Raw genomic sequence first — 14055 nt, forward strand, 5'->3', positions numbered from 1 at the left:
GAACTAGACATATAATGGAATGGAGTGAATATGTGTTTTTTGAGCTATAGGACAAGTATAAGTGGTAGTGTAATAACTATTAGGATAGACGTCTAATAAATGAGGGGCATTCTATGTATGAATGCCCCTCATTGCCCGTAAACGCCCGATTGGTGCGGGTTAATAATCAGTGGGGGATGAACAAAACCCCCACTGATTAAAGTTTCACTTTATTATTTTTCCTTCAAAAAAGTTCGATCCTTCAAGAATAAATTCCAGAAGAAAATGAATCCGGGTAGTAAAATTGCAATTCCGATTGCGTAAAGAATAAGAAGTGCATAGAATGTTTCGACCGTCGTAAAGCTCGTAAATACAGTTACATCTGGGTAAATGATATATGGTAAATGGGCGACGCCGTAAGCGTAGCTTGCAAATGCATATTGAGCGACGACAGCTAAAACTGCAATGCGAGGAAATCCTAGTGTGCCATACTTCTTATTTGTCCACCAAAGGGAGGAATATCCGATAACAAATAAAACGATAGAGACTGTAAACCATGGGAATTGCTTTATTAATCCTTGCATAAGCCAGTGTGTTTCAGGGTCCATTACAACGAGGGCAATAATAGCAGTGACGAGCGTTGCTGGACCAAGTATGATGGCATTTCTTCTATAAATTCTATATGCATCTTCTGAACCTTGTTCTCTCGCAAAATCAGCAAGAAAGAGAGATGATAGAAATAGTTCCGAAGTTAGTCCAAAGAGCATATAACAATAAATAACAGGACTAGAAAGAAGCTTTCCGTAAAGGAGCACTTCTTTTCCTTCAGACATCGTAATATAGGCACCTTCTGTAACGGGTAGAACGGTAATTAATAGAGCTGGGATTAAGAGCCCAGTAATACCTGAAATAATCCGAAGAAGGTGTTGGTACTTTGGCAGGGAGTAAGCAAATACCATAAATGTACTGCGAATCGCAACGAGTACTAAAATTAACATAACGGGTACGAACATAACGGTGGCAAGGGTAAAGGCCGCTTTTGGAAAGAAACCGAGAAAAGCGACAACGACAAAGACAAGAAACGTATTTGTTACTTCCCAAGTTGGTGATAAGTACCGATTAGCAAGCTTGGCAGCGAGCGTCGGATGTTTAGCGTATACCATGCCCCAAAAACCAGCTCCAAAATCAATGGACCCTAGTATGCTATATACGAAGATAAGAGCCCATAAGATGATGATTGCAATGCTTTCCTCATGCACGAGAATCGCCTCCTTCGTGATGTAAATCATTCTTTAACGGATGTTTCTTAAAGAATGTCCGTAGTACAAAGACTGTTAAAATACCGAGTCCAATATATAAAATGATGAATAAAACAAATAAAGGACCGACGAAATCAGCGCGTGTAGAAGCATCTACCGTGCGTTGCATGCCATAAATTGTCCATGGCTGACGACCACTACAACTAAAAATCCATCCAAATTCAATACCGAGCAACATAACGGGTCCACAGGCGGCAGCTCCCCAAAGAAGCCACTTCGGTAACTCTACTCCTTTTTTTCGGTAAACAAAGTACCAATATAAGAGGGCAATAGCTGCAACTGCAAAGGTAAAGGCAGCGGTGCCGACCATTAAGTTGAACAGTGTATGTGTGTAAAATGGTGGCCATGTTTCTTGTGGAAATTCCTTTAGCCCTTTTACAACGGTGTTAGGATCGAGTCCTACTAATAAGCTGAGCATGTTCGGAATTTCGAGTGCATAGTTTAGTTCAAGTGTATTCGGATCCACAACCCCGCCAATCGATAAAGGAGCGTGTGATGTCGTTTCAAACAAAGCTTCAGCAGATGCTAGCTTTTCGGGTGAATGTTTATGTAAGGCAATAGCAGATTCGTGTCCTGAAATCCACATCGTAGCACCTGTAATAAATGTAACGACAAGCCCTAACAGTAATCCTTTTTTATGGTAAGCAATTTCACGTGCACTCAAATTTTTATTTAATAATTTAAATCCAGCGATAGAAGCGATAACAGCTGCTCCGGCTGCATAAGCTGTAATAACGACGTGGAATGCACTTGTGCCAAAGCTTGGATTAAAGAAAGCTTTCCACGGATCAACGTTAAAAACTGAGCCATCTGGCCCCATTGAAAAGCCCGCAGGTGTATTCATCCATGTGTTTGCTGATGTAATAAGCACGGCGGATGCAGTGGCGCCAATCATAACGAAAAATAGCGAGATTAACCTCATAAATGGAGGTAATTTATCAGCTGCATATACATAAATAGACATGAATAAAGCCTCTAAAAAGAAGGCGAAAATCTCAATTTGAAACGGTACGGAAATAACTTGGCCAACGATTTTGGCGAAACCAGGCCAAAGAAGTGAAATTTGTACACCAACAATTGTTCCAGTTGGAATTGCTACACCGAGAAGGATAGCAAAAGCCTTCGTCCATCTTTTTGCCATAATGGCATAGTCGGAATCTTTCTTCCAGTGATAGAGTATTTCACTTATAAAAATCATCAATGAAAGTCCGACTCCAAGTGTTGCAAAGATAATGTGGAATGCTAGTGAAGAACCAAAAAATGCTCTTGCTAATGTTACGGTATCCATATGTATACTCCTCTTCTTTTTGCCATTATTTTCTGATTGAATTGGAAGATTTATTCAATAAAATGCCAAAAATATATATGCATTAAAAAAAGGGAATGTGTTAATGTGGTTTTTGAATATTCTAAAAAGAAAGAAATGTATATTAGGTAATATTTTGTTTGTTTTTTAGAGAAGAATATTTTATAATCTTTTATGCGAACATAAGTTCTGTTTTGTGATTGAAGAAGTTTATGTGAAATGGGGAGGGTGTTTTATGTATCCTGAAGTCATTAAAAAGATGGCATTTTCAAAAGAGCATAGAGATTTATTATTAAAGTTATATAATAAAGAAATTACGCGTCGTGAATATGATCGACTTGTGGAATCGCTATATAGACCTTCTAAAGAGGTTTGTGAGGGGTAATGCGAAAAAGACAATCTAAAGGATTGTCTTTTTTATATTCGCGTATGTTCTGATAAAATTAAGGTTAGCCTTACTAAGGAGGTGAAAAGTTTGCGGAAACGTTTATATATAGGGATTGGGGTTATTCTCTTAATCGCTTTAGGAGGAATTGTATTTTGGTCGGCTTTACAAGGAAGCCGTACGGAGCATTTTATTTTAAGGCATATGGTAAATGAAAATGGAACACTTGCAACCTACCGTTTAGCAGATACAAAGGCAGGAACAGGTGAGGCGAAAGGCCGTGAAGCTTTATCAGAATCGGCAGGACTATGGTTACAATATACGCTCGATAAAGATGATCAGTCACTATTCGATGAACAAGTAAAGGTTATTCAAAATAATTTTGTACATAAGGATCACATCGTTTTATGGAAAATCTCTGAAAAGGGAGAAATGCAGTCAGCCACCAATGCACTTATAGATGATCTTCGTATTATTGAACAATTATATCGTGCTTATGAAATGTACAAGGAAGAGCGCTATAAAAACCTTGCTGATCAATTGAGCAATGCTGTACTTCGTTATAATAAAAAAGATAATTATTACGTGGATTATTATGATGCAGATGCAGGTCAACAAAATAAATTTACAACAACATCTTACATAAATCCTCATGCATTCTCTTATATGAAAAAGTACGGAAAAATTTCTGCTGAGCAGTATCAGGAAGTTGTTCAGTTTTTAGCAGATTATCCGAGAGAGGGTTGGGCATTTCCGAAAGAGTATAAAGAAGATGGTACATTTACATACGATAAAGAAGTGAATCTTATTGATCAATCCTACGTTGCGTATCATCGTAGCTTAGGCGGTCTTTCATCAGATGCTTATTTGGAATTTATAAAGAAAAAATTCCATGAGGACGGAAAGTTATATGGTCGTTATAACTTAGAAACGGGAAAACAAACTGTAAACTATGAATCACCAGCATCTTATGGATTAACAATTTTGTACGTATTACAAACAGGTGATACAAAGTTTGCGAAGGAATTGTATGAAAGGATGACTACATTCCGAAATGATAATGTATTTAGTAGATATTATGGTGGATATGTAACTGGTGAGAATAACAATACGCATATTTTCGATAATGTACTACCACTTTTAGCTGAAATGGAATTAGATAAGAGTAAGAAATAAAAGGTGCCACCCTATGGGTATGGCACCTTTTATTTGTTGATAAATCGTCGATATAATTTCATGGCCTAATGTTGGAGAAGTAATCAATCACGAATTCACGAAATTGCTGGGCAGTTTTTGATAAGTAACGTTTCTTCGACCAACTTAAGCCGATGGTTCGCTCGCAATTGGGTTCAATAATACGTAACTTACTAGAGGCTAAAGTGGAGTTTTTTAATAAAGTTAAACTTGGGACAAATGCGATACCAAGACCTTGCTTAATAAGATCGCTAATAACGGTTGGTTCATCTACTTCAAAAGCGATATGTGGAGTGAAACCAGCTTCTTTACAAAATTCATCTGTTAAGTGTCGAAATCCGTAGCCAGTGTTCATACTAATAAAAGACTCGTCTTTTACTTCATGTAGATGGACACTTTCCCGGTTTGATAACCGATGGCCTGAAGGAACGACTAAGAAAATTTCTTCTGTAATAAGTGGTTCCCAAACGATCTCCTCGCCTTCAATTGGTACAGAAGAGATACAAAAGTCAATTTCTATATTATCTAGTTGCCGTTTCATAGAAGGAGTAGACGCGAGAAATTGCTGGAATCGAACGTTAGGATGTTCTAGTAAAAAAGAACCGAGTAGTTCTGGTAATATTCGCGGAATAGAAACGGCTAGCGTAATAGAGCTTTGTTGTAATGCAGCTAAATCTTTAATTTCTCGTTCGCCTTCACTTAATTCATGAAAAATGCGTTCTACTCGTTTTAAAAATACTTTTCCAAAAGAGTTTAATGTAATCTGTCGACCTTGGCGATCAAATAATGGAACACCTAAGTCCTTTTCTAGTCTAGCAATTGTTTTGCTGAGTGAAGGCTGCGCGATATGTAATTCTTCAGCTGCTTTTGTCATATGTTCTAGTCGTGCGACTGTCTGAAAGTATTTTAATTGAAGAAGTTCCATTTAGAATCTCCTTTCTATAGACCAAAAGGAATGAATTTATAATTAAAGATGTATTATACAGTATGGAAAGTGACGTGTATAGTAAATCTGTTAAACCATTCGAAGGGTGTTAAATTAGGAGAAGGAGTATGTTTCATGAAGGGAATTCAACTTATATTTAAAGATTGGAAGGCGATGTGGAACCATAAACATGGACGTATCGCTTTAATTTTTTTGTTAATCGTTCCTTTAATTTATTCAGGATTTTTCTTAGCTGGATATTGGGATCCATACGGAAAATTAGATAAATTACCAGTTGCGGTTGTGAATTTAGATAAGGGTGCTGCGATGGATGAAAAAACAATTCATGGAGGAGACGATTTCGTTAAAAATTTAAAAGAGAATAAGGAACTGGCTTTTCATTTCGTATCAGAAAAAAATGCTGATGAAGGGCTCAAAGAAGATAAGTATTATATGGTTGTTACGATTCCGGAAGATTTCTCTAAAAAGGTAAGTACACTTATGGATGAGAAACCAGAGCCGGCACAATTGCAGTATAAAGTAAATCCAGGTAAAAACTTTGTAGCAGCTCAAATTGGAACGACAGCTGTTGAAAATATGAAAACAAAAATCTCAAATAGTATTACGAAATCTTATACAGAAGGTGTCTTTTCAAAGTTTCAAGATTTGGCACAAGGGTTGAGTGATGCAAGTAATGGTGCTGAGAAGTTACATGAAGGAACGACGGATGCAAAAAATGGGGCGGATCAGCTTACAGATGGTATTCATCGTTTAAGTGACGGGACAGTGAAGTTGAAAGAAGGAAGTGGTAAGCTTGCCTCTAGCCAATCGGCGTTAACAGGGGGAGCAAATGAGCTTAGTCAAGGAGCGACATCACTTCATAGTGGTATGGAGTTACTAGCGCAAGGTGAAAAAACTTTACAATCAGGAGTTAGTGAATTAAGTGCCGGTACAAATGCATGGGTGAGCGGAAGTGAGAAACTTGCTGAAGGGCAAGTGAAAGCGGACAATGCAGCAAATAGTGTAAAACAACAATTAGAAGAGTACGTAAAAAGTCATCCAGAAGTGCAGCAAGATCCTGCTTTTCAAAAAATCGTTGCTACTTCTAATGGATTAGCTAAAGCAACAAATACTTTGAATAATAGCCAACAACAATTGACACAAGGAGCGAAGAAGCTTGCTGACGGTCAGTATAAAGTTGAAGAAGGCATGAATACATTCGGAGTTAAGTTAAATGAAGCTACTGCGGGAACGAAAAAGATAGCAGATGGCACTTCGAATTTAGCTGATGGATTTGCGAAGTGGGGGAATGGATTTACTTCTCTACAAGAAGGTGTAAATCAGCTTGCGAGTGGTGGAACGGAGCTAAATAACGGTGCTGAGAAGTTAACGAATGGACTTGTTAAACTTGACGAGGGTGCGAAAGAACTTTCCACAAAATTGGGAGAGGGCGCAGAGAAGATAGCGGGTGTTCGCAATGATGATGCACGCAATACGATGTTCTCAGAACCAGTTCAATTAGTGAAGTCAACAGTTTCTGACGTGCCTAACTACGGTTCAGGTATTGCACCATATTTCTTATCGCTTGCATTTTATGTTGGCGGAATTATGGCATCGAATATTTTACCTCTTGGCCGTAGACAGAATATGAAGGTAAGCGGAACGGTACATTTTGTTAATAAACTAGGGTTGGTATATTTAATTGGACTTATTCAAGCGCTACTTGTAGATGTAGTTGTGCTAGGCGTTATGAAATTAGAAGTTGCCAGTGTGCCGCTCTTTGTTTTATCTAGTATTGTTATTTCCTTTACGTTCATGACATTTATTCTTATGTTAGTGACGGTATTTGGTCTTGTTGGGAAGTTCGCAGCGGTAACACTCCTTGTCCTGCAATTAGCGACGAGCGGAGGTACTTTTCCAGGAGAATTAAACATAGCTGTTCTTAGCAAAATCGGACAGTTTCTCCCAATGTCTCATTCTCTTAGAGGATTACAAGATGTGATCTCTTTAGGAGATTGGTCGCAATTACAAATGCAAATTTTAATATTGTTATGTTACCTCGTTGTTGCCGGCGGAATTGCTTGGATTACGAGTCATATACAGCATAGAGAAACGAATACAGAACAAGTTTCTTAAAATGAAAAAAGCTATCCGATTTTTCCGGATAGCTTTTTCTTATTTCTTTTCCATAACTGCAAAGTAATTATTTTCATTATCAGCAAAATTGAAGGCTCTACCAGTAGGTAAATCTACAACTTGTCCAACTGTGACATTTTTCTCAGAAAGATCTTTATATAGTTGATCTAAGTTATTAGAGAAGAACATTAGAGACGGTGTATTTAAGTTTAATTCAGGTTGCATCTTCGCAATTAACGCTTTATCGTGAAGGACAATGCTTGTTCCAGCTTCTTTTGCCGGCGCAATTTCAATCCAGCGAAATCCTTGTCCGTTATTTTCTTCCGCAACGATTTGGAAGCCAACTGTTTCTGTCCAGAATTGTACTGATTCATCTTGATTATTTACATATAACATAATTTGTCCGATTTGATTAATCATAGGTGTCTCCTGCTTTCTTTTCTTATATAGGTATTATTATATCAAAGATATGGTTTGAATACTTTTTCATGATTCTTTCGAATGGCAATCTTGGCCCATTTCATATTTGTCGTAGGGGAAGGCCCTGTAATCCAAGTATGAAATGGTAGTATGCTGCAAATGACCATTGCTGAAATAGAGATTGTGGCCGTTAGTATAAATAATAATAGGCTATATACTATTGTGTTTTCTTGCAATGTGAATAAAGAAAGAAATTTTGTACATAGCTGTAAGAAGAAAAAATGAGCTAAATAAGCACCATACGTGTAATTCCCAATAAATCGTAAAGCTTTATATAAGAAACCGCGTCGCTGTACAATTGTAATAGATAGCACGTATAGTATGATAATTTCGCATACGATATATAGAAACATAGATGGTTTTAAATAAGTAGAAACAGTTAAATGAATAGAGTTCACGCCGTAAAAACTAAATAACTCATAATTGATAAATAAAAATAAAATAAAGAATAAGATTGTTATAAGCGGGATATGTTTCATGACGAATAAACGCCAAATTTTTAATGCGACAGCAGCTATTCCTCCCATGACGAAATAGAATGAGTAGAAGAAGAAAGAACGATCTGTATAATGTAAAATGGTTGAGCTCGTCAATTTCTCTCCATTAAAAATGTAGTGAGAAGAATACCACATTAAGAGGAAATATAGACAGGCAAAGATGGTCATATATTTATATATGTCTTTTTTATTTTCTGTTCGTTTTTGAAACCAATAAAATAGTGTGCACAGCAAAGGGAACAATAAGTGAATTTGGAACATCATAATAACGTACCAAAGATGAGGTGCAGCCGTTCCGAGTAATAAACTTTTTATTCCGCTTTGTAGTGTAATCATATCGTTTGTTGTTAATAAGTAAAGAATAGACCAGAAGAAATAAGGAATGAGTAAATGTGCGGCTTTTTCATAAATATATTCTGTGTAGGCTAGTTGCTTTGTATATTGTCGAATTAAGTGAAAGCCGACGATAAATATGAATGCAGGTGCTGAAAATTTTGCAAGATTGAATAGCATGCCCATAATGAGGGATTGCTCAAGTAAGACATTTCCTTGATTCATTGTATATAATAAGGAACTTTGCAAAACGACAGCAAGAAATGCAATGCTTTGCAAAACTTTAAATTCTGGTGCGCTTTGATTCATTATGTCCATCTCCTTTTTCATACATGATTATAGTACGGAGAATGGATAATAGGTGTGGAATATTTGTGAAGATTATAACAAATTTGTGGCAGAATGGATTGTTCCAATATATCTATCACAACAAAAAGAGGATGCTCGTTAGGAGCATCCTCTTTCTATATATTAAGCAAATTTATTTTTGATCCAGTTCTTACCTTCTACAAGACGAGCTGTCATTACGGCACAAGCGTTATCTCCTGTTACGTTTAACACTGTTGCAGGAGGGTCAATGATTGTACTAATTGCTGCGATAATTGGCAATGCTTCTGGCGGGAATCCGTATAGAGAAACGATTAACATTTCACCAATCATACCTCCGCCCGGAATAGCACCCATTACTGTTCCTACTAATAGAGAAACAACAAGTGCGATTGCCAATGTTTTCGGTCCTTCGAATTCCATGTTGAAAATACCGAATAAGAAAGCAATTTTTAATACGCCGCCTAAAACAGATCCGTCTTTATGAAGTGTAGACCCAAGAAGGACAACTGTTTCACGAACGTCAGAAGAAATACCCATTTTCTTCGTTGCTTCTAAGTTAGCTGGAATACTTGCGGCACTACTACAAGTTGCAAGAGATGTAACTGTAGGAGAGACCATGTTCTTCCAAAATACTTGTACACCTTGTTTGCGACCTGCAAGGTACGCATAGAATGTAAAGAATACAAAGAAGTAAATAAGAGAAGCTGGATAGTATACCATTGCTGCTCGGAAGTAAGTTCCAAGAAGTTGCGGTCCGAATTCACCAACTAATGCTGCGAAGTAAGCAGCTAGTCCGATTGGAGCGTAGTACATAATGAAAGATACAACTTTCATTGAAATTTCTGCACCAGCTTGTAAGAATGTAGCGAATGGTTTCCCTTTTTCACCAACTGCTGAAGTTGCAATCCCCATTAAGATAGAGAAGAAAATAAGGGCTAACATGTTCTCGCGAGATAGTAACTTTGAAAAGTCTGATACTGTTAGGATACCAACAATTTGATCAGCAACACTAACTGCTTTTTCAGCTTTATCAGGCTGTGTTAGTTCTAATACAACACCTTGTGCTGGCGGGAATACTTTCACGATAATAATCATAAAAATAGCAGCTAAAATACTTGTAAATAAGAAAGTTCCAGCCATACTAGACATAATTTTACCGAAACGTTTTAATCCATCCATATTAGCAATAGATGACGCGATGCTAAAGAATACTAAAGGTACAACAATCGTAAACATTAAGTTTAAGAAAATGTCACCAAGCGGCTTTAAAGCAACTGCATCGGCACCCATGAAATAACCAATGAAACCACCAATTAGGATAGAAGATAATAAAATAAGTGGAAAGCGATATGCCTTCATAAATAAACCCTCCTATCGATTATAAAAAAATCATACTGAATCATTATAGCGAGTTAGAGACGTCTTTACTAGGAAAATGCGATAGATGGAATAGCGTGAAAACCAAGAAATTTTTGTTTTTAAGCTCGGCATACAGTTAGAAATCTAGACATATATATTTGTAACCTAGTGGTGGCAAGGGCTGCATCATAAATTAGGCGTAGAAAAAGGGGGATGGAAGCGGGATGAATATTTTGCTTTGCTGTGCAGCGGGAATGTCTTCCAGTTTGATAGTTACAAAAATGGAGAAAGCAGCACAGACAAGGGGGATAGAGGTAAAGATTTGGGCTGTATCAGGTTCAGAAGTACGAAATCATATTGATGATGCAGATGTACTTTTACTTGGGCCGCAAGTACGCTATTTATTACCGAAAATGAAAGAATTATGTAAAGAGAAGGGAATACCTGTTGATGTAATTCAATCCGTCCATTACGGGCTTTGTAATGGAGAAGCTATCTTACAAGCAGCTTTGTCAATGAAACCATGAGGAGAGTGGGATAGATGATAGGGTTTTTAGAGAAATATGTGATGCCAGTGGCAGGAAAGGTTGCAGAACAGAGACATTTGCAAGCGATTCGTGATGGAATTGTTTTAACGATGCCTTTCTTGATTATTGGTTCTTTTTTTCTAATCATTAGTGCTCTTCCGATACCCGGGTATAATGATTTTATGGCAGGAATCTTTGGGAAGAATTGGAATGTAGCATTAGGGTACCCAGTGGGGGCTACTTTTAATATAATGTCTTTAATAGCTGTTTTTGGAATCGCTTACAGATTGGGCGAATACTATAAAGTAGATTCGTTAGCATCTGGTGCATTATCACTTGTGACATTTTTACTTGCAACACCATTTCAAGTTGCATATATCGTACCAAGTACGAAAGAAAGTATACTGATAGATGGAGCAATACCAGCTGCGTTAATGGGAAGTCAAGGGTTGTTTGTAGCGATGATTATTGCAATTATATCTACTGAAATTTATCGATTTGTTGTACAGAAAAAGATGATTATAAAGATGCCAGAGACAGTTCCGCCAGCAGTAACGCGTTCATTTGCTGCGCTTATTCCAGGCTTTATTGTTGTGACGGTTGTTTGGATCATTAGATTAATTTTTGAACATACGACTTTCGGTAGCATCCATAATGTTATAGGAAAGCTTTTACAGGAGCCTCTTAGTGTACTTGGGGCTAGCCTTTGGGGTGCGGTAATCGCAGTTATCATTGTCCATGTACTTTGGGCGTGCGGAATTCATGGAGCTGCAATTGTTGGTGGTGTAATGAGTCCGATTTGGTTGTCGTTAATGGACCAAAATCGAATTGCTTTTCAGGCTGGGCAAGACGTACCGAATACGATTACTGCACAGTTCTTTGACTTATGGATTTATATGGGCGGTTCTGGTGCAACACTTGCTTTAGTTGTAGGAATGTTATTATTTGCACGAAGTCAGCAATTAAAAAGTATCGGACGATTATCAATTGCGCCAGGTATTTTTAATATTAATGAAATGGTGACTTTCGGTATGCCGATTGTAATGAACCCACTTTTACTTATTCCATTTATATTGGTGCCAGTCGTGTTAACGGTTGTTTCTTATTTTGCAATGGAATGGGGATGGGTTGCACGTCCGAGCGGAGCTGCTGTACCTTGGACTACACCTATTCTTTTTAGTGGATATTTAGGATCAGGCGGGAAAATTTCAGGGGTTGTTTTGCAGCTCGTTAACTTTGCACTTGCATTTCTTATTTATTTTCCATTCTTAAAGATATGGGATAAACAAAAAGTAGCGGAAGAAAAGGGGGAGTAAAGAACTAAAATGGATACGATAGAGACGAAAGCTTTTCACTTAATTTTGCATGGTGGTAATGCGAGAAGTTGTTCAATGGAAGCAATTGATTGCGCAAAGCGCGGTGAATTTCAGGAAGCAGAAGCGAAACTACAAGAAGCTTTAAATGAATTGCAAGAGGCGCACCGCTTACAAACAGAGCTCATACAGAAAGAGGCTGCCGGGGAAAAAACCGAAGTTACCCTGCTAATGGTGCATGCACAAGATCATTTAATGAACGCAATTACAGTGAAGGAATTGGCGAGTGAGTTTGTAGAATTATATAGGAAGATGTCAGTAGCTGAATGAACCTTGCTTATGCAAGGTTTTTTTATGTTTTTAAAAGAGACAGTTATGACGAAAAGAGGGCCACTTACACAGAATTGTATGTGTTATTTCCAGATTTATGTAAAAATGAAAGGGCAAAGTGAGCTTTATTATATGGTTTATGATGACTTTATATTGGAAACGAAAAATAGCAAAATTAAATCATCAATTAAGATGAATAAACTATGTATGTGTGTGTACCATCAGTGGAGTATTATAAGTTCCACTGATGGTATTTTTATATTAACGAGCCTCCTTCTTTATGGGGAAATGGGGATGATAACTAATCGATAGTAACGAATTCTCCTACACCACGAATTAATTTTTTTATATGCATGCGTTCTGGTTTTAATACGCTTATTATAGAATCAATGGCTTTTTGAGGATCAACAGATGTACCACAAGTATAACAATCAATAGCTGCAAATTCCTTTTCAGGATAAGTGTGAATAGAGAGATGGCTTTCTGATAATAAAATTAATACCGTAACTCCATATGGGTGGAATTCTTTGTTACTTACATTTAAAACGTGAGCACCAGAGCGATTCGCAGCAGCAATTAAATGATGCTCTAAAAAATGAATATCATTTAATAGAGAAAAATTTACGCCCCATAAATCTACTATTATATGCCGACCAAACGTAGAATAGTCCATATATTTGTATCCTCCTTGTTAAAACTCCATTTCTATTTGGTAGCACTGATGTAGGGTAAGGTCAGATTCTGAATTTAAAACGGCATTATTACGGTGCTCTAACTGTTCTTCTTTAAATTGAAATAAAGGAGCAAGAAGAGAAGGTAATGTTCGAGGGGATGGTACTACGTATAATTGTTCAATTTGATCGAGTACAAATGAGGAGTTAGCAGCAATATGAAATCCCCAGTCAGTTCCGAAAGAAGGAACAATTGTATGATAGCTTTTTACAATTAATCCGGCATTTTCAATTGTGTTACCAATACTCCAATATACAAGGGGTGCATCAGCGGGTGAATTAGATTGGCAAACAAATGCACCATCCTCTGTTAGGAACGTAGCTATAAGGGCAAAGAGTTCGCTTGTATATAAAGTGCTTAATACTTCTGTCGCTGGATCAGGAAAATCAATAATAATTACATCATATAAAGAGGAAGGAGATTTCAAAAATTCTTTCGCGTCACATACATGTACATTTGCACGATCATCAAAAAATGCCTGTTGATTTAAAGAAACTAATTCTGGAACATTGCGAGCCATCTTAATCATTTCTTCGTCTAAGTCGACGAGGTCTACATGGGTAACCGTTTCATATTTTAAAACCTCTCTTAAAGCAAGACCATCGCCACCGCCTAATATGAGAACACGCTTTGGATCTATTACCTTTGACATAATCGGGTGAACAAGTGCTTCATGATAGATTTGCTCATCGACGGAACTAAATTGTAGTTGTTTATCCAAATATAGACGAATATCGCTTACTTGGAGTAAATCAATGTTTTGATAATTGCTTTTTTTTTCAAATAAACTTGTATGTTCACCAGCTTGTATTTCTTTTAGCGAAATTTCATCCCATACATCTAAGCTGTGCGAATCTGTGGGTACTATTATTACATTTTCTGATTGTACTTGCTTATCCTGCTTATCCTG

14 protein-coding genes are annotated in these 14055 nt (G+C 37.2%); 6 read left to right on the plus strand and 8 right to left on the minus strand.

The genetic code is table 11. The annotated features are described in order from the left end of the window. Nucleotides 1–212 precede the first annotated feature (212 nt). Nucleotides 213–1238, minus strand: a complete 1026-nt coding sequence (locus Q3V31_RS20450) for a cytochrome d ubiquinol oxidase subunit II (RefSeq protein WP_000544179.1) — start codon at nt 1236–1238, stop codon at nt 213–215. Continuing rightward, a complete protein-coding gene (gene cydA / locus Q3V31_RS20455; protein WP_000381948.1) occupies nt 1231–2586 on the minus strand; it encodes a cytochrome ubiquinol oxidase subunit I in 1356 nt (451 codons plus the stop codon). Before cydA ends, Q3V31_RS20450 begins: the two co-directional genes overlap by 8 nt. Nucleotides 2587–2839: 253 nt before the next feature. Between cydA and Q3V31_RS20460 the strand changes: the two genes are divergently transcribed. Together Q3V31_RS20460 and Q3V31_RS20465 are read left to right on the plus strand one after the other, a co-directional pair. Next, on the plus strand, nt 2840–2989 hold the full coding sequence (locus tag Q3V31_RS20460) for a hypothetical protein (RefSeq protein ID WP_000283176.1): 150 nt from the start codon (nt 2840–2842) through the stop codon (nt 2987–2989). A 90-nt stretch (nt 2990–3079) separates the two neighbouring features. Then, entirely contained in the window at nt 3080–4165 is a 1086-nt protein-coding gene (locus tag Q3V31_RS20465) for a transcriptional regulator (RefSeq protein ID WP_139265945.1), read from the plus strand. Between the two features lie 58 nt (nt 4166–4223). On the opposite strand, the gene Q3V31_RS20470 is transcribed toward Q3V31_RS20465, so the two are convergent. After that, on the minus strand, nt 4224–5108 hold the full coding sequence (locus Q3V31_RS20470; RefSeq protein WP_090813797.1) for a LysR family transcriptional regulator: 885 nt from the start codon (nt 5106–5108) through the stop codon (nt 4224–4226). Nucleotides 5109–5243: 135 nt separating this feature from the next. On the opposite strand from Q3V31_RS20470, the gene Q3V31_RS20475 reads away from it, so the two are divergent. Then, nucleotides 5244–7244, plus strand: coding sequence for a YhgE/Pip domain-containing protein (locus Q3V31_RS20475; RefSeq protein WP_329766618.1), 2001 nt, complete (start codon nt 5244–5246; stop codon nt 7242–7244). 39 nt (nt 7245–7283) lie between these two features. Here the strand turns inward: Q3V31_RS20475 and Q3V31_RS20480 are convergent, their stop codons facing one another. From Q3V31_RS20480 to Q3V31_RS20490, 3 genes are all read right to left on the minus strand, one after another. Beyond that, nucleotides 7284–7664: a VOC family protein gene (locus Q3V31_RS20480; RefSeq protein ID WP_000609851.1), complete on the minus strand. Its 381-nt coding sequence runs from the start codon at nt 7662–7664 to the stop codon at nt 7284–7286. A 41-nt stretch (nt 7665–7705) separates the two neighbouring features. After that, the gene (locus Q3V31_RS20485) at nt 7706–8863 is read right to left on the minus strand and encodes an acyltransferase family protein (RefSeq protein ID WP_090813799.1); all 1158 of its coding nucleotides are present in this window, start codon (nt 8861–8863) and stop codon (nt 7706–7708) included. 162 nt (nt 8864–9025) lie between these two features. Beyond that, on the minus strand, nt 9026–10243 hold the full coding sequence (locus Q3V31_RS20490) for a dicarboxylate/amino acid:cation symporter (RefSeq protein ID WP_000649360.1): 1218 nt from the start codon (nt 10241–10243) through the stop codon (nt 9026–9028). Nucleotides 10244–10467: 224 nt separating this feature from the next. On the opposite strand from Q3V31_RS20490, the gene Q3V31_RS20495 reads away from it, so the two are divergent. The 3 genes from Q3V31_RS20495 to Q3V31_RS20505 are packed head-to-tail and all read left to right on the plus strand — an operon-like array spanning nt 10468 to nt 12413. Next, the gene (locus tag Q3V31_RS20495; RefSeq protein ID WP_001023562.1) at nt 10468–10770 is read left to right on the plus strand and encodes a PTS sugar transporter subunit IIB; all 303 of its coding nucleotides are present in this window, start codon (nt 10468–10470) and stop codon (nt 10768–10770) included. A gap of 14 nt (nt 10771–10784) precedes the next feature. Continuing rightward, the gene (gene celB / locus Q3V31_RS20500; RefSeq protein ID WP_000578975.1) at nt 10785–12086 is read left to right on the plus strand and encodes a PTS cellobiose transporter subunit IIC; all 1302 of its coding nucleotides are present in this window, start codon (nt 10785–10787) and stop codon (nt 12084–12086) included. Nucleotides 12087–12095: 9 nt separating this feature from the next. Next, the gene (locus Q3V31_RS20505) at nt 12096–12413 is read left to right on the plus strand and encodes a PTS sugar transporter subunit IIA (protein ID WP_000379630.1); all 318 of its coding nucleotides are present in this window, start codon (nt 12096–12098) and stop codon (nt 12411–12413) included. A 301-nt stretch (nt 12414–12714) separates the two neighbouring features. On the opposite strand, the gene speD is transcribed toward Q3V31_RS20505, so the two are convergent. Together speD and Q3V31_RS20515 are read right to left on the minus strand one after the other, a co-directional pair. After that, the gene (gene speD / locus Q3V31_RS20510) at nt 12715–13086 is read right to left on the minus strand and encodes an adenosylmethionine decarboxylase (protein WP_071734664.1); all 372 of its coding nucleotides are present in this window, start codon (nt 13084–13086) and stop codon (nt 12715–12717) included. A gap of 18 nt (nt 13087–13104) precedes the next feature. Then, nucleotides 13105–14055 (minus strand): polyamine aminopropyltransferase (locus Q3V31_RS20515; protein WP_329766619.1); only part of this gene is annotated, 951 nt, incomplete at its 5' end.

The sequence above is a fragment of the Bacillus nitratireducens genome (genome assembly GCF_036320425.1).
GTDB lineage: Bacteria > Bacillota > Bacilli > Bacillales > Bacillaceae_G > Bacillus_A > Bacillus_A nitratireducens.